15 protein-coding genes are annotated in these 18,624 nt (G+C 58.6%); 8 read left to right on the forward strand and 7 right to left on the reverse strand.

Annotated elements, in window-relative coordinates; genetic code table 11:
• The first annotated feature begins 194 nt into the window (after window positions 1-194).
• The 3 genes from N2601_RS25495 (at window position 195) to N2601_RS25505 (ending at window position 2,573) form a co-directional block, all read left to right on the forward strand.
• Window positions 195-1,520 (forward strand): NAD(P)/FAD-dependent oxidoreductase, encoded by a 1,326-nt coding sequence (locus N2601_RS25495; protein ID WP_260304146.1) that lies wholly within the window; start codon window positions 195-197, stop codon window positions 1,518-1,520.
• Between the two features lie 285 nt (window positions 1,521-1,805).
• Complete coding sequence (locus tag N2601_RS25500) at window positions 1,806-2,048, forward strand: DUF982 domain-containing protein (protein WP_104827176.1); 243 nt, start codon at window positions 1,806-1,808, stop codon at window positions 2,046-2,048.
• Between the two features lie 270 nt (window positions 2,049-2,318).
• The gene (locus N2601_RS25505) at window positions 2,319-2,573 is read left to right on the forward strand and encodes a DUF982 domain-containing protein (RefSeq protein WP_104827177.1); all 255 of its coding nucleotides are present in this window, start codon (window positions 2,319-2,321) and stop codon (window positions 2,571-2,573) included.
• A 348-nt stretch (window positions 2,574-2,921) separates the two neighbouring features.
• Here the strand turns inward: N2601_RS25505 and N2601_RS25510 are convergent, their stop codons facing one another.
• Complete coding sequence (locus tag N2601_RS25510; RefSeq protein WP_046610246.1) at window positions 2,922-3,185, reverse strand: hypothetical protein; 264 nt, start codon at window positions 3,183-3,185, stop codon at window positions 2,922-2,924.
• Between the two features lie 399 nt (window positions 3,186-3,584).
• Here N2601_RS25510 and N2601_RS25515 point away from each other — a divergent pair, with 399 nt between their 5' ends.
• On the forward strand, window positions 3,585-5,015 hold the full coding sequence (locus N2601_RS25515; RefSeq protein WP_260304147.1) for a family 16 glycosylhydrolase: 1,431 nt from the start codon (window positions 3,585-3,587) through the stop codon (window positions 5,013-5,015).
• An 84-nt stretch (window positions 5,016-5,099) separates the two neighbouring features.
• Here the strand turns inward: N2601_RS25515 and N2601_RS25520 are convergent, their stop codons facing one another.
• Together N2601_RS25520 and N2601_RS25525 are read right to left on the reverse strand one after the other, a co-directional pair.
• A complete protein-coding gene (locus tag N2601_RS25520; RefSeq protein WP_260304148.1) occupies window positions 5,100-6,410 on the reverse strand; it encodes an HlyD family type I secretion periplasmic adaptor subunit in 1,311 nt (436 codons plus the stop codon).
• Window positions 6,407-8,152: a type I secretion system permease/ATPase gene (locus N2601_RS25525; RefSeq protein ID WP_260304149.1), complete on the reverse strand. Its 1,746-nt coding sequence runs from the start codon at window positions 8,150-8,152 to the stop codon at window positions 6,407-6,409. Before N2601_RS25525 ends, N2601_RS25520 begins: the two co-directional genes overlap by 4 nt.
• A gap of 550 nt (window positions 8,153-8,702) precedes the next feature.
• On the opposite strand from N2601_RS25525, the gene N2601_RS25530 reads away from it, so the two are divergent.
• Window positions 8,703-10,070, forward strand: a complete 1,368-nt coding sequence (locus N2601_RS25530; RefSeq protein WP_260304150.1) for an FAD-containing oxidoreductase — start codon at window positions 8,703-8,705, stop codon at window positions 10,068-10,070.
• A gap of 119 nt (window positions 10,071-10,189) precedes the next feature.
• Here the strand turns inward: N2601_RS25530 and htpG are convergent, their stop codons facing one another.
• Both htpG and N2601_RS25540 read right to left on the reverse strand, forming a co-directional pair.
• Window positions 10,190-12,079, reverse strand: coding sequence for a molecular chaperone HtpG (gene htpG, locus N2601_RS25535; protein ID WP_260304151.1), 1,890 nt, complete (start codon window positions 12,077-12,079; stop codon window positions 10,190-10,192).
• A gap of 151 nt (window positions 12,080-12,230) precedes the next feature.
• A complete protein-coding gene (locus N2601_RS25540) occupies window positions 12,231-12,713 on the reverse strand; it encodes a hypothetical protein (RefSeq protein WP_260304152.1) in 483 nt (160 codons plus the stop codon).
• A 181-nt stretch (window positions 12,714-12,894) separates the two neighbouring features.
• On the opposite strand from N2601_RS25540, the gene N2601_RS25545 reads away from it, so the two are divergent.
• Window positions 12,895-13,374 carry an NUDIX domain-containing protein gene (locus tag N2601_RS25545; protein WP_260304153.1) on the forward strand — a complete coding sequence of 160 codons (480 nt, stop codon included), beginning with the start codon at window positions 12,895-12,897 and terminating at the stop codon, window positions 13,372-13,374.
• Window positions 13,375-13,486: 112 nt separating this feature from the next.
• On the opposite strand, the gene N2601_RS25550 is transcribed toward N2601_RS25545, so the two are convergent.
• Window positions 13,487-13,987 carry a histidine kinase gene (locus N2601_RS25550; protein WP_260304154.1) on the reverse strand — a complete coding sequence of 167 codons (501 nt, stop codon included), beginning with the start codon at window positions 13,985-13,987 and terminating at the stop codon, window positions 13,487-13,489.
• Between the two features lie 271 nt (window positions 13,988-14,258).
• Here N2601_RS25550 and N2601_RS25555 point away from each other — a divergent pair, with 271 nt between their 5' ends.
• Window positions 14,259-15,143 carry a helix-turn-helix domain-containing protein gene (locus tag N2601_RS25555; protein ID WP_260304155.1) on the forward strand — a complete coding sequence of 295 codons (885 nt, stop codon included), beginning with the start codon at window positions 14,259-14,261 and terminating at the stop codon, window positions 15,141-15,143.
• Between the two features lie 197 nt (window positions 15,144-15,340).
• Window positions 15,341-17,500 carry a TonB-dependent siderophore receptor gene (locus tag N2601_RS25560; RefSeq protein ID WP_445945015.1) on the forward strand — a complete coding sequence of 720 codons (2,160 nt, stop codon included), beginning with the start codon at window positions 15,341-15,343 and terminating at the stop codon, window positions 17,498-17,500.
• A 106-nt stretch (window positions 17,501-17,606) separates the two neighbouring features.
• On the opposite strand, the gene N2601_RS25565 is transcribed toward N2601_RS25560, so the two are convergent.
• Complete coding sequence (locus N2601_RS25565) at window positions 17,607-18,377, reverse strand: alpha/beta fold hydrolase (protein ID WP_260304157.1); 771 nt, start codon at window positions 18,375-18,377, stop codon at window positions 17,607-17,609.
• Between the last annotated feature and the right edge of the window lie 247 nt (window positions 18,378-18,624).

Consider the following 18,624-nt stretch of genomic DNA (forward strand, 5'->3'; position numbering starts at 1 on the left):
TCTTATGCGGAAAGCCTTACTTAGCAAGAGGATTTGAACCTTTCTGCGCTGATTAAACCTCGTAAAATCCGGATCTTAGCACAAGAATTCGCCTTAGCCGCACGCGACAGAAGGAAATGCTGTCCGCTGGCGATCTGCAGCATTTGCGCGGGGAAAGCTCGACTAGAATGCTCGCTTGTAACCTGGAGAGTGCCATGCCCGCCCCGCTTCTGCACATCGAAACCACCCCCGCACTGCCCGAAAAGGCCGATGTCGTGGTGATCGGCGGCGGAATCGTCGGGACCTTTACCGCCTACTATCTCGCACGGCGGGGCTTGAAGGTCGCGCTTCTCGAAAAGGGGCGGATCGGCGCCGAACAATCCAGCCGGAATTGGGGATGGTGCCGGCAGCAGAACCGCGATGCCCGCGAACTGCCGATGGCGACGAAGAGCCTCGCTCTCTGGGAAGATTTCAGCAAGGAGAGTGGCGAGGATACGGGCTTCAGCCGCTGCGGCCTGCTCTATCTGAGCAATAACGACACGGAGCTTGCCGGCTGGGCGCGCTGGGGTGAATTTGCCCGCGGCGTCGGCGTTACCACCCATATGCTTGATCAAAAGCAAGCAAGCGAATTCGGATCGGCGACCGGCCGGCGCTGGAAGGGCGGCGTCTTTTCCCCGACCGACGGCACCGCCGATCCGTCGCGCGCTGCCCCGGTGGTCGCCCGCGCCATCATGGCGCTCGGCAGCAGCGTTCATCAGATGTGCGCTGCCCGCGGTCTTGAGACCGAAAGCGGCCATGTCAGTGCCGTCGTCACCGAGAAAGGCACGATCCGAACCCGGATGGTGGTGATGGCCGGCGGCGCCTGGGCATCGTCCTTTTGCCGGCAGCTCGGCATCCGCTTTCCGCAAGCCTCGATCCGTTCCTCGATCCTCTCGGTCGCACCCGGCGCCCGAGGACTGCCGGCGGCGCTGCATACGGCCGCGGTTTCGGCCACGCGCAGAGGCGACGGCGGTTACACGCTTGCGATCAGCGGCCGCGCCCGCGTCGATCCGACATTGCAACAGTTTCGTTTCGCCCGCCATTTTGTGCCAATGTTCGCCAAACGCTGGCGCAGCCTCGCTGCCGGCGGCTTTGAGGGTGTAAAGGGTGGGCACGAAACTTTGTCGCGCTGGCGGCTCGATCGACCGACCCCGATGGAGCGGAACCGCATTCTCGATCCTCGTCCGGATCGGAAGCAGATCGAATTGACCCTTGAGCGAGCACAAGCGTTGCTTCCAGCGCTTGCCAACATTCCCGTCTCGGCCGCATGGGCCGGCTATATCGACAGTACGCCCGACGGAGTTCCCGCGATCGGCGAAATCCGGGCACTGCCCGGACTGGTCCTGGCAGCAGGCTTCAGCGGCCACGGCTTCGGCATCGGCCCAGGCGCCGGCCATCTCGTCGCGGACCTTGTCACGGCCGCAAAACCGATCGTCGATCCAAAGCCATATCATCCGGATCGGCTGAATGGCTCGTCCTGGGGCGAGGTCGCGGAATTTTGACAGCTTCACAGATGTGCCGGCGGCGCGTAATATGACCCGCCGCCGGCACCGGAATTGTGCCCGCAAGCATCAGCGCAGAAAATGTGAACGCCAGTAGCCGTAAGTCCCGCAGCCTGACGATGGTTGCTCTTTGACATGGCGTCGTCGCAAGCAGCTCGATCTATAATCCTTGCTGACTTGCCTAGCTTTTTCGTGCGGAGATGGAATTTTTTGGTCTCACTCTTGGAACCGAGCGGCACGACCATCGTTTGCCTAACTTCACCTGAAGGACAAAGGAGGATCAGAATGAGCGCTCTCGCATGGGAGGCACCCGTCTCCGTCATTGTCAGCAGTGGGAAACAAAAGGCCGTCAAAGGCCCGGCCGAAGCTGTGGGGTGCCTGGAAAGGGAATGGCCCATAGCCGACGGCGTGTTTCTAAGGGAAGCCAAAAAGGTCTGCAGCGCCGCGCTTGAGCACGAATGTACGGCGAGCGAAGCGCGTGACGCCTTTGAAATGGCCTCGATCGAGGCACTTCTGGTTCGCCGCTGAGGCTATTTGCCGATCGCTCTCGCGCCGCCAACGACACGGCAACCTGTTCAAGCCTCATCGACATCTCTCCCTCATAGCGTGAGCTTTGGCCGCACTAGGCCGAGCCGCGCCATGTCGCTGCCGCTGTCATCGGGCGTCGGCGTAGTCGATTCTCCGGCATCATGCTCCGGCTATTTTGGCCACTATCGGGAGGCGACTAGATCGCGCCGCCTTCCGCGGAACGTTTTTTGCAAGGTTACCGAAGTCTTTATGTTTCGGAGGTAATGCGTTTTGAAACGAAACACCTTGCGGCCCTTCCCCGCCGTGACGCTCGTGATGGGAGGCGCGGAGGGCTATCGGCGCGTCAATTCGGTACAGGATGCGACCGAGACGCTGCTGGAACACTGGCCGATTGAAGATGGCGAAGAGTATGTGACCGCCGTACGAATATGCCTCGATGCGATGATGGGTGTGGTCTGTGTAGAAGCAGCGCGAGAAGCATTCATCAAGGCGGCGAAAGAAGCCGGAGTAGCTCTATTGCAGTGAGATCAGGGGCAGCTCCTCATTTTGTGGGGTGCGGCCTGCTCCGTCGCATGCAGCCGTCAGTCCGGCTGTACGAATTGTCGCACGACATGAAATCGCGGGAACCTAAGCGCTCGATATTGGTTTCATGCCTGCGGGTTGCTTGCCCGTAGCTCACGGTGCACCACGCCGGCCACTGGAGCGTGAGCCCGCCGCGACTACCGACTCCCGGTCTGCGGCGGGCTTTTCTTCGCGGCTATCGGCTCTTACGAAAGCCGCAGCCGGATTTCACGGGGCAGCCCCTCATTCGCCAACCTTTATCCGCATCAAGGCTGTCACCGCTATCGTTAGGCCCCATCTCTGCTGGGCCGCCTACGATTGAGTTAGAATCACCAAGGTCTCCGGCAATACTCCGTCATACTCCATCGCATCCGCCGCTTGCTTGGACTTCATAAATTCCGCCAGGCGGCCCATGTCGGGAACGTCCATGACCAGGCCAACTCGGTTGGACGCTTGTGGATCAACAAACGTACGAATGTTTGTGCAGCCGAGGGGTTCGAAAACCTCTTTGCGGCGCGGTGAAGTGAGCCAATGTTTGACGTCTTTGACGTCGTGATAGGCCAATATGGTAGGCATAGCATCCTCCTCTCAAAGCCAAATGGAACACTACGCCGCGATTGATCACATTGATATTACCCGGATGGGCGGGGGTCGTCGTCCGCAAATGGCAAAGATGTCGATGTTCTCGTCTGCTTGCGGCCCATAGCGGCCGTAGACCAGTCACCAAGGAGAGCTTTCGCGCCTAAAAGCGGTCATGATCGCATTTGCTACCGAACTCCGTTCATATGATGCTCAGGAACGAACAGCTTGTGATTGAGCAATGCGATCATTAGCCGGACAAACTTTATAAAAAGCTGAAATTAACGTCACAAGGGGCTGTGCTGCGCTGCGGAAAATGTTATCCCTCTAACGTAAGTACGGAGGAATATTGGCTCTGTTGGAGGAGACAGCCGAGCACAACGGAAGAGGTTTCCGATGCCCAATTCAGTTCTCAATGCACTAGGCCAACCGCTCTATTACAGCGGAACTTCGACAAGTTGGTTTTCCGCTACGGGCTCCGGTCCGACTCTTTACGGCACGGCTGGAAATGATTCGATCTGGGGCGACGCCTCCGTCAACGTCACGATGGTGGGCGGCACTGGAGACGATATCTACTATCTCTATTCGAGCATCAACCATGCGTCCGAAGCGCCTGGTGGGGGCGTAGATACCATCAATACGTGGATGGACTACACTCTGCCTGACAATTTCGAGAATCTCACGGTGACCGGCAACGGCCGCCATGCCTTCGGCAACAGCGCCGACAACATCATCACCGGCGGCACAGGCAGCCAGACCATCGATGGCGGTGCAGGCAATGACGTCCTGACCGGCGGAGGCGGCGCCGACACCTTTATCTTCACCAAGGGCAATGGCAGCGACCTCATCACTGACTTCAGCAGTGACGACAAGGTGCGCCTGAACCAATACGGGCTGACGTCCTTCGATCAGGTCGTCAGTCACCTCAGCCAGCACGGCGCCAATCTGCAACTCGATCTCGGCAACGGCGAGAGCCTGGTTTTTGCCAACAAGACTGCTGCCGACCTGAGCGCGGACCAGTTCCAGCTCGGACTCGACCGCTCCGCGCTCACGCAGACCTTCTCGGACGATTTCAACACGCTTTCGCTTCATCAGGGCACGCAAGGCACCTGGGATGCGAAATACTGGTGGGCGCCTGACAAAGGCAGCAGCATGACCGGCGAGTTGCAGTGGTATATCAATCCCTCTTATGGCCCGACCGCATCGGTCAACCCATTTTCCGTTTCCAACGGTGTATTGACGATTTCAGCCCAACCGACGCCCGATGCGCTGAAATCACTTCTGGACGGGCATAACTATACGTCCGGCATCCTGACCACCCATTCTACCTTCGCCCAGACCTATGGATATTTCGAGATGCGAGCCGAGATGCCGCATGATCAGGGCACATGGCCGGCTTTCTGGCTTCTGCCGGAAGACGGTTCCTGGCCGCCGGAACTCGATGTCGTGGAAATGCGCGGGCAGGACCCGAACACGGTCAACGCCACGGTTCACTCGAATGCAACGGGCCAGCACACGATACAATCCATTCCGGTGCAAGTTCCCAGCACCGATGGTTTCCACAATTACGGTGTGCTGTGGGATCAGGATCAAATCGTCTGGTATTTCGACGATGTGGCCATCGCGCACACCGCAACACCAGCCGATATGCACAGCCCGATGTATATGCTGGTGGACCAGGCCGTTGGCGGCACAGCCGGCACTCCGACGGCCAGCCTGACAGACTCGGAGATGAAAATCGATTACATCAAGGCCTATCAACTAAACGACCATCTCACGCAGACGGCCGCGGCAGCGGCTGCCCATACTCCGGACTGGCATATCTGATAGGACTTTAAGCTCAGCGCAGTCGTTCATAACGGCTGCGCTTCTACTTGGCGCATTCGCTTATGCAACGCCTCAGAGGAACGCCTAGTCCTCTCTGAAGGCGCGCTTTATCTGATCGGTCATCGGCTTGGTCAGATAGGCGAGAACGCTTCTTTGGCCGGTCTGCATGAATGCTTCCACCGGCATGCCCGGAAGGGGCGTCAGCTTTCCCAATCGATCCCATTCTTCCTTCGGCACTTTTGCGCGAACGATGTAATAGCTAAGCCCCGAGTGCTGGTCGGTCGTCAAATCCGCCGAAATGGTTTCGACGTTCCCATTCAGTTCGGGTGTAATGCGCTGGTTGAAGGCGGAAAATCGCAACGCGACCACCTGGCCGACGGCGATCTGATCGATGTCCTGCGGCGGAAGCTTAAGTTCGGCGACCAGCGCATCCTTGTCGGGAACGATCTGCATGATGGTTTCTTTCGGCCCGATCACGGCGCCGGCCGTATGGACACTCAACTGGTCGACAATGCCTGCCTGCGGCGCCCTTATGTCCACTCTTTTGAGATCGTCCTCGGCAGCGATCAGCCGTTCCGAAAACTGACCGGTATCGCTTTCGGCCTGCCGTAGCTGGTCGGAAACCTCGGAGCTGTGGTCATCATCGATCTGAATGATCTGAAGTTCGGTTTCGGTAATTTTGCCGTTGGTTTGAGCGATCGAGGAAACAAGGTTTCCAAGCTCTCCCGTCAGGCGAGCGCTGTCCCTTTGCAGCGAATAGACCTTGGCCGCCGGAACAATGCCTTGATCGAACAGCCGCTGAAGGCTGTTTAGCTCCTTGTTGACGAGCTCAATCTCGATCCGCTTTCCCTTCTCCTGCGCGACGAGACCATCCACTTCCTGTTTCAACTGCTGGATTCGCTCTCGGAGCTGAGACTTCTGGCCCTGTCGCGATGCCAACCGGTCGCCGAACAGTTGCCGCTCGCCGGCAAGCACGCTTGCCACGCCATCGTTGCCGGCGCTGGACAGCAGATTTGCCGGAAAGCTGATCGCACTCTTATCGTCGCGCTCCGCGGCCAGACGCGCCGTTCTGGCGGAAAGCTCATTCAAACGCTTTCTGATAATGCCGAGATTGGCTCTGGTTTGCGTGTCGTCCAGGCGGATCAATATCTGGTCGGCATCGACATGATCGCCATTCTTCACGCGGATTTCGCCAACGATCCCGCCCTTGAGGTGCTGAACGCTTTTTACATAGCTGTCGACGACCAAGGTTCCGGAGGCGATGACCGCCCCCGAAATCTTCGTTGCTGCCGCAAGACCGCCCAGAACGCCAAAAAGGAGCAGAATTGTCGCGAGCACGAACGTGGAAAGGCGGCGGATCGCGCGCTCGGTGGAAGGCAGACCTGTGTTTTTCATCCGCTCACATCCTCGCCGGCTATCATCAAACGCACCGGTCCCGGCCCCGAATGCCTCGCGGATGTGCCAAGAATCTCATCCTTGGGTCCGAATGCCTGTAACTGGCCGTTGGCAATGATCGCGACCTTATCCGCGGCGGCCAGAGCGCTCGGCCTATGAGCGACGACGATGGCTATGCCGCCCCGTGCGCGGATACCTAGCAAGGCCTTGGTCAAGGATGCCTCGCCTTCGGCATCCAGATTGGAGTTCGGCTCGTCAAGAACCACCAGGAACGGATCGTCATAAAGGGCCCGGGCCAAGGCAATGCGCTGCCTCTGACCGGCGGAAAGTCGCGAGCCGCCCTCGCCGATGACCGTGTCGAAGCCATCCGGCAGCTTGACGATCATGTCGTAGACACCCGCCGCCTTCGCCGCCGCGATAATCGGTCCAGGCTGCATGTCATTCGCGAAGCGGGAAATATTCTCGGCTATCGAACCGTCGAACAGACCGACATCCTGGGGCAGGTATCCGATATGGCGTCCCAGATCGCCTTGCTCCCATTGCGACAAGGCTGCCTGATCGAGCCTGATCGAGCCGATGATCACCGGCCACAATCCGGTGATCGCTCTGACGAGCGACGATTTTCCCGAGGCACTGGGGCCGATCACGCCCAGCACCGTGCCCGCCGATATCTGGAACGAGACATTGCGCAGGATGAAATCGCGGCTCCCGGGGGAGGTAAGGCTTATGTTTTCGACGCTGAGGTTCTTTTGCGGTGCCGGCAGGGCCATGGCCCGATGCTCGTTGGGGATCAGATCCAGCAGCTTGGCGAGGCGCGACCAGCTTTGGCGCGCGGCGACAAAACCCTTCCATTGCCCGATTGCAAGCTCCACCGGAGCGAGCGCGCGGGTGACCATGATCGAACTGGCGATGATGATGCCGCCCGTCGCCTCCTGTTTGATGACAAGGATCGCGCCGACGGCCAACACGGCGGATTGCAGCATCATCCGCCATATCTTCGCGATCGTGGTCAGCGTGCCGACGATATTACCGGCGGAGAGCTGATTTCCCAGATAGTCCTCGTTCATGGCCATCCATTTCTCGATCAGGCGGCCGCTGAAACCCATTGCGACCACCGCCTCCCAGTTTCGTCGCGCGGCTTGCGCAAAGCTGAGACGAGCCGCGGAAGATTTCGCGGCTTCGAGAGCTGGCTTTTGTGAAAGGATCTCCGCCAGCGCTGTCAGGACAATGAGCAGGATGGCGCCGCATAGGGCGGTTAAGCCGATCCAGAAATGAAACAGAAAGCACAGAATGAGATAAAAGGGCATCCAGGGCAGATCGAACAATGCCGTCGACCCGCCGCCGGACAAGAACGATCGGACCTGCTCCAAATCGCGGACGGACTGCAGCCCATCATCGGGCGCCTGCATTTTTGTCGGCAGAAGAATGAGCGAACCGAAGACCTTCCGATTCAGCCGTTGATCGAGAGAGACGCCGACGCGTGCGAGCAGCATCGAGCGCAGCAATTCCAGCGCCCCCTGGAATATGAAGAGGGTCGCGGCGATGATCGCAAGCCCGGCGAGCGTTGGAAGGCTGCGGCCCGGAATGACCCGATCGTAAACCTGCAACATGAAAAAGGAGCCGGTCAGCGCCAGCATGTTGATCGCAGCGCTCGCAATGGCAATGCTGAAAAACGCCTTTCGAAGGGACGACAGCATCAGCAGGATGAATTTCTGCGGCGGTTCTTTCGGGACAGCAGGCACGTTGCTTAGATCCTTAACTTATCGTCGCACGCGGCAGAGATGCCCCTGAAGCTTCTCAACGCTGTTCTCTTGCCGGGTGTCCGAAGCTTGGAATGCGCGCGACGAACCGGGCAGCATTCCGATGAGAACGACGGCACTTACGCCGTCGCGATTAAGCCTACAGCCTAGAAATAGACTGCTTCACAACAAAGCTTCGACCATCCTTCGTATTTACGAAGTCCAAATTTGCCTCGCTTTCAAGCTCGGTAAATTCCATCCTAGCGTTTCGCACTATGTCTCCTTTCGACACATGGTTCCCTTGCGTCAGGTATGCGGTCAGACATGGCCTAGCGGCGCTCGTCGTCAAGGCTGCAGAGCGCTTGAGCGGAGATCATGATGCGGACATTGCGTTGATTTGCCGCAGACAAGAGCCTCTGCGAAATACATTGCTGTCACTCCTGCAGGTTTTCGACCTCGGTCCGCTCAAGTCTGTTAAACTGGAATAGACTGGGCGTCGGCATTCAGTTCGACCGGGCATGAAAATCAGACATCAACTGCGGGAGGGACAAGCATGAAGACCTTCGACGCGATTATCGTCGGTGCCGGGCAAGCAGGGCCATCCCTGGCCGGACGTTTTGCGGCTGCCGGCATGACGGTGGCTCTGATCGAGCGGAAATTCGTTGGCGGGACCTGCGTCAATGCCGGCTGCATGCCGACCAAAACTCTGGTTGCCAGCGCTCGGACCGCCCAAGTGATACGGCGAAGCGCGGACTACGGCATCCGCACGGATGGCGCGCTACTGACGGATATGGCGACCGTCGAGAAGCGCGCGGCTACCGTCACAAACAACGCCAGAAATTCGCTCACGAACTGGCTCACGTCAACGGACGGAATTTCCTTGATACGGGGACACGCCCGCTTCGAGAGCGCCAAGACCGTCCGCGTCGGGGATGAAACACTGACCGCGCCGCGCATCTTTCTCAACGTCGGCGCAAGGCCGGCCATTCCTCCGCTGCCTGGCCTTTCAGACGTGGAGTACCTGACCAGTACCTCAATCATCCATCTCACGGCTCTGCCACGCCATCTCGCCATCATCGGCGGCGGCTACATTGGCCTCGAATTCGCACAGATGTACCGGCGCTTCGGCGCGGACGTCAGCATCATCGAACGCGGCCCGCGATTGGCCCCGCGGGAGGATGACGATATCTGCCAGGCGATCGGTGATGTTCTTCGCGCCGAAGGCATATCGATCCATACGAATGCGCAGGATATGAAACTATCGAAGAGCGGCCAAAACATCCGCATCTCGACGGCGAACGGCAATCCGGATGTCGAAGCAAGCCATCTCCTCATCGCCACGGGACGCCAGCCGAATACCGACGATCTTGGCCTCGCGGAGGCCGGTGTGGCCCTGGACAGTAAGGGCTATATCGTCGTCGACGATCATCTCTCCACCAATGTCGACGGCATATGGGCGCTTGGCGACTGCAACGGCCGCGGCGCCTTCACGCACACCTCGTACAATGACTTCGAAATCGTCGCGGCCAATCTCCTGGACGGCGAAGACCGGAAGGTGAGCGAACGCATCCTGGCCCATGCGCTCTATATCGACCCGCCACTCGGACGCGTCGGCATGACGGAGCGGGAAGCGCGAGCGACCGGGCGGGCGATCACGGTGTCGATCATGCCGATGAGCCGAGTGGGCCGCGCCATCGAAAAGGGGGAGACACAAGGCCTAATGAAGGTCGTCGCCGACGTGGAAACCGGACAGATCCTGGGCGCCGCAATCCTCGGCGTGGAAGGCGACGAGGCAATCCACGGCTTCATAGACGCGATGCATGCGCGCACGCCCTATCCGGTTCTCAAATGGGCCGTGCCGATCCATCCCACGGTGTCCGAACTCATTCCGACGCTTCTTGGCGGGCTGAAATCGGCTTAGCCGGTACGAACTCAATTCGTAGCGGCTGGGAAACGACCCATCCGCTGCGAAACATTGGAAGGCAAAAATCCTCCATCCTCTCCAACAGCGAACATGCCGCAGAGAGGCTGAACGTCCGCCTACTGCAGCGCTTTTTCCATGAGCCGCGCCAGCCGCTCGGCGAAGGCACGGGGATCGGCCGGTTTGTCGCCGTCCAAAACGCGTGCTTGATCGAGCAGCAGGAATGCCGCGTCGTCGCGCAGGGATGGTTGATCGCTTCTGGCGGCGATGGCCTTGACGACCGGATGATCCCCATTGATCTCCAGGATCGGCTTTGCGCCCGCCTGCAGACGGCCGGCGCCCTGCAGAATTTTTTCGAGCTGGCGATCGTAGCCCTGTTCGGGAGCGACCAGGCAGACGGCACTTTCGATCAAGCGGTCCGACGCACGCACGTCCGACACTTGGTCGGCGAGCTTCTCCTTCGCAAAATCGATGAATGCCTGAACCTCAACCGGTGCCGTCTCACTTGCCGGCGCGCCCTGCTCGACCTTGCTGAATTGCGCCAGATCGGCGGACCCCTGCGTGATCGACTTGAAGGTCTTACCCTCGAATTCCGGAGCATTGGTGACCCAGAAGCTGTCGACGGAATCCGTCAGCAGCAGAACCTCGATGCCGCGGGCGCGAAAACCCTCGAGCTGCGGCGATGCCTTCAACTGCTCCAGGCTGTCGCCGACCAGATAATAAATCGCCTGCTGGCCATCTTTCAGGTCTTTGACGTAATCGGCAAGCGAGCGATACCCCTCGCCGGACGCGGTCGTGCGAAAGCGGGACAGCGCCATCAGTTGGGTGCGCCGCTCGAAGTCTTCATAAATGCCTTCCTTGATCAGGCTTCCGAACGCTTCCCACAGCTTGAGGAACGCATCACTGTCATTTTCGGACAGCTTTTCGATGGCCGTTATGATCCTGTTGGCAACGCCTTTGCGGATCGAGGCTAGGATTGCGCTTTCCTGGATCATTTCGCGCGACACATTCAGCGGCAGGTCGGCGGTATCGACAAGGCCGCGCACGAAGCGGAGATAACGGGGCAGCAATTCCGCCTCGTCGGTAATGAAAACCCGCTTCACATAAAGCTTCATGCGGCCCTTCCGATCGGGGTCGAAGAGATCGAACGGCTGCGAGTTGGGCACGAAGGCGAGTGCGGAATATTCGTGGCGGCCTTCGGCACGGAAATGCACCGTGAGCGCCGGTTCGTCATATTGGCCGGAAATCCCGCGATAGAAGTCCGTGTACTCTTCGCTGGTAATCTCGTTCTTCGATTTGGTCCAGAGTGCGGTGCCGTCGGTGAGCTGCGTTGCTTCAGAACCGGGCTTCTCCGCGATCCTGATCGGAACCGGCACATGGCCCGACTGCTCCTTGACAATCCGCTCGATGGTCCAGCGGGATGTATAGCTCTTGGCGTCGTCCATCAGATGCAGGGTAATGCGCGTGCCGCGCGACGGCGCCTCGCTAATATCGATCGGGCTGACGCTATAGCCGCCCTTGCCGTCGGAAGACCAGAGCCAGGCATTGTCCGCGCCCGCACGGCGCGATACGACATCGACGCGATCGGCGACCATGAAGCAGGAATAGAAGCCGACGCCGAACTGTCCGATGAGTTGCGCGCCCTCGCCCTGCTTGTTTGCCTCGATGCGCTCCATGAACGCCCGCGTTCCGGAGCGAGCGATCGTTCCGAGCGCTTCGATCATCTCGTCGCGGCTCATGCCGATGCCGTTATCCTCGACGACTACCCTGCCGCCCTCCTCATCGAGCGTCAATACGATGCGGCTGTCGGGATCGCTGGCCACCAGTGCCGGCGTGGCGATGGCCTCATATCGAAGCTTTTCGCAGGCATCGGCTGCATTCGAAATCAGTTCCCGTAAGAAAACATCCTTATCCGAATAAACCGAGTGAACCATCATGTGCAGAAGGCGGGCAACGTCGGCCTCAAAGACGTGGCTCTCAGCGGAATTTTCTGCGGTGGTCGTCGTCATGGTGCGTCTGGTCTCCTGAGAATGTTAAAAGTCGCGCCGAAGAGGTGGCGGAAGACGCGCAAAAATTCAAGAGCCGTCATCCGCGCCACCTGGCGAACCAACCGCCGATTTCGGCCGCGATTCGCCTGCTTGGCGGTTCTCTTCCTGCATCTCAGTGAAGTGTTGGCTGGATGGACCCTGTGATAGGAAATTGCCTGATAAAGGGATCTTTTCGGCCATAAACGAAATAGGCCAGCAGCCTCTCGTAAATCTCTGCATTCTCTCGCGGATTACAGTGCCACATCGCTTGTTCCAGCACGTCGCCGATCGCTGCCGGTCGCTGACTTCTTGCCGAAATCGAAGAGAAAAATTGTTTGGCGATCGTGTGGAACAGGTTGAGTTGCGAATTGTTTTTCAGCTTGCCGGTCTCGTCCAGATCCTCGAAATAACCCTGGACCATATCGAGACGATGCGCCTCTCCCTGAATGTAGGCTATCATCACCTGCGCAATGACAACACGTTCATTCGCCCAGTGCGGAAATACTGCGCTTTCTTCCGGCAAGGCACCGCTGACGACATAGATGGTCCGCATATCCGGTCCGAGGACAATCGTCTTCATCTCGTAGCTGTCGACGATCTGGTGTGCCATTTTCATCGATCTACCTAGTTATCTGCGGTAACCTATAGCCGCCGTCTGACAGCGACCTGAATCACGGGCGGGCTGGTCCGACCGGCAAACAAGAGCTCTGGTAAGCTGCTTCGGCAACATGGCGATGAAGCTGTTGTAGCGTTCGGTAAAAGGACGGCTATGGCTCCAGTTGCGGGAACGATCGTCAATGAAGAGAAGCGCCGGCATCCTGATATATAGAAGGACACAAAGCGACCTGCTGGTATTGCTCGTTCACCCCGGCGGTCCCTTCTGGAGCAAAAAGGACGAAGGCGCCTGGTCCATTCCAAAAGGCGAATATCCGGAGGACGAAGCAGCCGAAACGGCCGCCCGACGCGAATTCGCCGAGGAAATGGGCCGTCTCCCCGAAGGCAAGTTGCAGCCGCTGGGAGACCTGCGTCAGAAAGGCGGAAAACGCGTGACCGCTTTCGCCCTCGAAGGCGAATTCGACGTGGCCACCCTGAGCAGCAATCTGTTCGAAATCGAATGGCCACCTGGCAGCGGACGCCTTCAGTCGTTTCCCGAAGTCGATCGTGCCGAATGGTTCACTCTTTCCGATGCCCGCCGGAAGATCCTCGGCAGCCAACTACCCTTCCTGGAACGCCTGGAAGCGCTCAGCCTTCCGACGGCACAAGACTCCGCAGGCTGAAGGTTCGAGCACCTCATCGCAACCGCAACATCCGAGGCCGAACCAACATGAGCCGAAGAAGCAAAGGCAACGACATATGCAGTTGCCTTTGCCGTCATTTTCCTGAGACAGCTCAGTCGTTGAGCGGCTTCAGCGAATTCATGATGCCCTGCACCGCTTCGTCATGCTTGTCCTGAGTTTCCTTCGATCCCCAATAGGTGACGATCAGAAGCTTGTGCTCAGACGGCTGAAGCAGGCCGAGTTCGACATCGACCGGGCCGTCCTTGTCTTTGCCATCCCATTCGAGATGCGCCATCTTCATGCCGTTGAGCACGGAGTCCGGAAATTCATGCTTGGACTTGGCGTCGATGTCGACACCGTTTTTCGACAGGAAATCAATGACGTCGTCGAGGGTCTTGTCAATCGTCTTGTCGCTGGCGATATCGATCGAGAAATAGATCGCGGAGTCCGGAGACGTTGCGTCGACGCCGGTTTCCGTCTCTTTAGGGCCCCAGGTATGCGGAATCGAAACCTCGGCGATCGGTTCGTCGCTCGGGAACTGTATGGTTTCGGCGTGAGCAAGAAGCGGAAAAGCTGCTGCGAATGCCGCGGCGATGAGAAGCGTTTTTTTCACGGAGAGGTCCTGTCAGCGTCGGTTGTATGCTGTTTTGTCAGCGGCAAGCGTGAGACTCACGTTGCTAGGGCAAAACTATCGGCAAGCCATTACGAACACGAGACAAAGTTGGATCGCCCCAAGGCTCAAAATTGGGTTGTTTTCCGATAGCGAGTGTCCTCCTTCCCGCGGACCTTCGCCAACCAGCGCGCATTGCCATAGGAATTTCGCTGATATAATAACTTGAGTTTATAACGAAGGATTTTAGAGCAAGGTGGAGCTGACGGCTCGGATGACGTTTCAGCCAAGGATGCAAAACAAGATCGGCGGCTTCTCCGTCATTGGCGGCGTTCATCGGCGCCGATGGAACGGGATCGTTGCCGACGTCTGGAACGTCAATTGTGCGGCCCGCGCCGGCGGCTACTACATCGCCGAAGATCCACGGCTCTTCATCCTGCTCGATCAACGCGGCTCCGGCACGAGTGGCGTCCGGCTCTCGCCGCGCGTCCAAAACCGGCGGCAGGAGTTTGAACGTGAAAGGATTTCCTACATTCCCGCGGGCATGGAGCTCTGGGCCGATCTCGACGGAATCGATTTCGTGCGCCATCTCGATATTCATTTCGATGCCGAGGTTATCGGCCAGCGGCTGACGCAGGATCTGGACCCGGCCCGTCTCGAGAGTCCGCGCCTGCATTTCTCCGATCCGCAGCTAATGGCAGTCGCCGAGTTGATTGCAGCCGAATGCGAGAATCCGGAGCCGCTGCATGATCTTTACGGCGATGGCCTGACGCTTTCGCTGCTGATCAATGTGTTGCAGCTTCGAGGATCACAGCCGCGCAGACGCAGCGAACTCGCCTCCTGGCAATTGCGCCGAGCGGTCGACTACATCGAGGAAAATTGCCTGCGGAATATCCGCCTGGAGGAGCTGGCGTCGCTGACCGGCCTGTCTCAATCGCATTTTAGCCACGCCTTCAAGGCATCGACCGGCCTGCCGCCGCACCAATGGCAGACCAAGGCACGGCTCGAACGGGCCAAGCAATTGCTGCTGAAGGGCGATACGCCGCTCACCAATGTCGCCGTCGAAACCGGCTTTGCCGACCAGGCACACTTTACCCGCGTTTTCCGCAAGAATGTCGGCACGACCCCGGCAAGCTGGAAACGCAGCCAGATTGCCTAAAAGCCATACTCTACGGGCAATTGCCGGCATTGTGGAGAATTGCCCAAAAACGTTCAATTTCCCGCATTCGAGACAAGCCGCCGCAATTAATATGAGTTAATTGCTCATCTTATTGTGAAGGAAGACACCTGGCTTGGATGCGGGGTGCCGCGAAGTTGGGGCTGGCTACGGAAATGCAGGAATTGACTGGTGTATCGATGAAACGGGTTTTGGCCGCAGGTATTGCCGTTGCGGCAATGGCGCTTGGCACGCAGGCCGCCGCGCAGGAAAACCCGACGGAGCTGAAACCGCTGGTCGTCCAATCCGGTCAGGAAAACAGCGAAGCGAGCGGCACTGCCCCTGTCAAAGGCTATGTCGCCACCAAAACGACCACCGGCTCGAAAACCGATATGCCCATCACCGAGGTGCCGCAATCGGTCTCCGTTGTCGGCCGGCAGGAAATGAACGATCGTGGCGTCACCAACAAGGTCGATGAGGCGCTGCGTTACACGCCTGGCGTGACGACGCAGCCCTTCGGCAATGACGGCGATACAGACTGGTTTTATATCCGCGGCTTCGACGCCACTCAGACGGGCGTTTTCCTGAACGGGTTGACTCTCTACAGCTATGGGTTCGGCGGCTTCCAGATCGATCCCTTCATGCTTGAACGCGTCGAGGTGTTGAAGGGGCCGGCTTCAGTGATCTATGGCGCCGCCAATCCGGGCGGCATCGTCAACATGGTACGCAAGGAGCCGACCGACGATCCCTATTATTATACCGAGATTGGCATCAACAATATCGGCAACGCCTTCCTGGGCTTCGACTTTTCCGACAAGCTCTCGGCCGATGGCGTCTATCGCTACCGCCTGACCGGCAAGATCGCGGGTGGCGATACCTATAGCGACTACACCCACGACAAGCGCGGCTTCATCATGCCGCAGCTCACCATTTCACCCGACGAATCCACCAAGCTCACCGTCTATGGCATGGTCAGCGGCCTCGATGAGGTTCACAGCGGCAACGGCTTCTTTCCCTATGTCGGCACGGTGGTCGACGCGCCTTTCGGCAAGATCGATCGCAAGGCCTTCTATGGCGAGCCGGATATCGACAACCTGAAATACGCCCAGCAGATGCTCGGTTACGAGGTCTCGCACGAATTCGATGGCGGTTGGGCCGTGTCGCAGAACGCACGCTACGGCCATCTCTACAAACGCGAGGAAGGCCCATATCTGAATGGTTACGAGAACGGCAATCCGCTCGATCCATCCTATGACGATCCGGACTTCCTGCTCGACCGCATCGGCTTCTACGAGCGGTCGAAGGTCGATACCTTTTCGGTCGATACCCGCGCACAGAACGAGTTCGATACCGGCGCGGTCAGCCATAACTTCATGATCGGCTCGGACTACTCGATCTATCGGCTGGATCAAATCCAAGCCTGCTGCGGCTCCAATCCGATCAGCGCCACCAATCCGGTCTACGGCACACCGCAAGGCGCCAATTTCGTCTATCTCGATCAGGTGCTGACGCAACAGCAGCTCGGCATCTACACTCAGGATCAGATGCGCTTCGGCGGCGGCTGGCTCGTCACGCTCAACGGCCGCTATGATTTTGTCGACACCAATTCCGATGCCACCGTCGGCACCACTTATAGTTCCAACGATAAGGCGGCGAGCGGCCGGGCGGGTCTCGCCTATGAATTCGCCAACGGCATCACGCCCTATATCAGCGCCGGCACCTTCTTCAATCCGAAAGTCGGCACCAGCGTCACCGGCGGCGGCCTGGTACCCGAAGAAGGCGCGCAATATGAAGCCGGCGTCAAATACGAGCCCGATTTCATCGACGGTCTGTTCACGGCGTCCATCTTCCAGATCGACCGCAAGAATATGGCGTTGACCGATCCGGTGACTTTCCTGCAGCGGCAGATCGGCGAAGTACGCTCCCGCGGCGTCGAATTCGAAGGCAAGGTCAACCTCGACGACAATTGGAAGCTGCTTGGTTCCTATTCTTACACCGACCTCGAAATCACCAAGGACATTGATTCCTCCGTCATCGGCAATTCGCCCTATCTCGTGCCGAATTCCACGGCGTCGCTTTGGCTCGATTATTCTTTCACCAGCGATGCGCTTGACGGCCTCAGCATCGGAGCGGGCATGCGTTATCAAGGCAAGTCCTGGGCGGACGAGGCAAACACCCTGCGCGTGCCATCGGCGACACTCTTCGACGCAGGCATCCGCTATGAAAAGAAGGGTTGGGGCGCCTCGCTCAACGTCGCCAACCTCTTCGACAAGGAATACGTCTCGGGTTGCGCCGGCGAGAATGTCTGCGGCTATGGCGACGCGCGGACCATCACTTTCAAGCTCAGCAAGAAATGGTGACGTTGGATGTGCGACAGAGGGAAAGAGGATTGTCGAATAGCAATCCTCTTTCCTCGCTTTAAAGGCAAGGTGCCTTTTCCATTCGCATGTACGCGAACGATATCTCTCACTTTGAGGCAGCCTTCGCGGCCTCCTCGATCAGCTTTGCAACCTCATTCGGCTTCGACATAAACACGACATGGCTCGCCTTGACTTCATAGGTCTTGCTTCCGGCACGTTTCGCCATGCTGCGTTCGAGCTCCGGATTGATCGATCGGTCTTCGGTTGCAACAAGCGCGAAGCTCGGCTTCTTTTTCCAAGCCGGCTCACCCGCCTCAGTGCCGAATACCTTCTGGGAGGCAAAGACCTGCGAGCGGGCGATGAAGTCGGCTTCAGCCTGCGGCAGATCGGCGGCGAATGCCTCGTGCACCGCTGCGGGATCCAAATAGAGGAAACCGTCCGCCGTTGCCCTGATGCTGTCCTTCCTCATGTTCTCGACAGGCTTGCTCTGAGCGAGCGTCGCCAGGCTTTCACCCTTGTCAGGTTCGAATGCCGCCACGTAGACGAGAGAAGCGACATTGTCGGCGTTTCCGGCATCGCTGATGACCATGCCGCCATAGCTGTGGCCGACCAAGACGCTCGGACCATCTTGCAAATCGAGGACACGTTTGGTCGCGGCAACATCGTCAGCAAGCGACGTGAGCGGCTCCTGCACGATCGTAACCTTGTAGCCGTCCTTCGCCAGGATATTGGACACGGCGCGCCAGCCGGAACCATCGGCAAAGGCGCCGTGAACGATGACGATGTTCTTCACTTCGGCAGCGGTGGCAATGGACCACGGCGCTGTTGTCGTTACCGCGAGAGCCACAGCCGCCCGGAACAGAATGTGCTTGATCATAAGGAAACCCCTTTGTCAGATAGATTGCGCGATATTGATTACGACGCAATCTATCTGCCGTGCCTCGCCGTATGTCCAGGCGCGTCTGCCGGGAACAGGCAGCCAATTTGTCCGCCAATGTGTACGGCGGGCTTCCTCATACATTGACTTACAAATTTCCCGGCAATGGACCTTATGGGCCCCCTTTGCCGTTGCGATTGCGGCAAACCGATCGTAAGGAAGCACGCGCAGCTCCGGCGTTGAACGG

The organism is Rhizobium sp. CB3060 (assembly GCF_025200735.1).
In the GTDB taxonomy this organism is placed as follows: domain Bacteria; phylum Pseudomonadota; class Alphaproteobacteria; order Rhizobiales; family Rhizobiaceae; genus Rhizobium.

What these genes read in the sequence shown, in the direction of transcription:
- N2601_RS25495 (WP_260304146.1), top strand. Translation starts at nt 195, where the DNA reads ATGCCCGCCCCGCTTCTGCACATCGAAACCACCCCCGCACTGCCCGAA.
- N2601_RS25545 (WP_260304153.1), top strand. Translation starts at nt 12,895, where the DNA reads ATGAAGAGAAGCGCCGGCATCCTGATATATAGAAGGACACAAAGCGAC.
- N2601_RS25520 (WP_260304148.1), bottom strand. Translation starts at nt 6,410, where the DNA reads ATGAAAAACACAGGTCTGCCTTCCACCGAGCGCGCGATCCGCCGCCTT.
- N2601_RS25500 (WP_104827176.1), top strand. Translation starts at nt 1,806, where the DNA reads ATGAGCGCTCTCGCATGGGAGGCACCCGTCTCCGTCATTGTCAGCAGT.
- N2601_RS25540 (WP_260304152.1), bottom strand. Translation starts at nt 12,713, where the DNA reads ATGAAAATGGCACACCAGATCGTCGACAGCTACGAGATGAAGACGATT.
- N2601_RS25510 (WP_046610246.1), bottom strand. Translation starts at nt 3,185, where the DNA reads ATGCCTACCATATTGGCCTATCACGACGTCAAAGACGTCAAACATTGG.
- N2601_RS25555 (WP_260304155.1), top strand. Translation starts at nt 14,259, where the DNA reads ATGACGTTTCAGCCAAGGATGCAAAACAAGATCGGCGGCTTCTCCGTC.
- N2601_RS25560 (WP_445945015.1), top strand. Translation starts at nt 15,341, where the DNA reads ATGAAACGGGTTTTGGCCGCAGGTATTGCCGTTGCGGCAATGGCGCTT.
- htpG (WP_260304151.1), bottom strand. Translation starts at nt 12,079, where the DNA reads ATGACGACGACCACCGCAGAAAATTCCGCTGAGAGCCACGTCTTTGAG.
- N2601_RS25565 (WP_260304157.1), bottom strand. Translation starts at nt 18,377, where the DNA reads ATGATCAAGCACATTCTGTTCCGGGCGGCTGTGGCTCTCGCGGTAACG.
- N2601_RS25530 (WP_260304150.1), top strand. Translation starts at nt 8,703, where the DNA reads ATGAAGACCTTCGACGCGATTATCGTCGGTGCCGGGCAAGCAGGGCCA.
- N2601_RS25515 (WP_260304147.1), top strand. Translation starts at nt 3,585, where the DNA reads ATGCCCAATTCAGTTCTCAATGCACTAGGCCAACCGCTCTATTACAGC.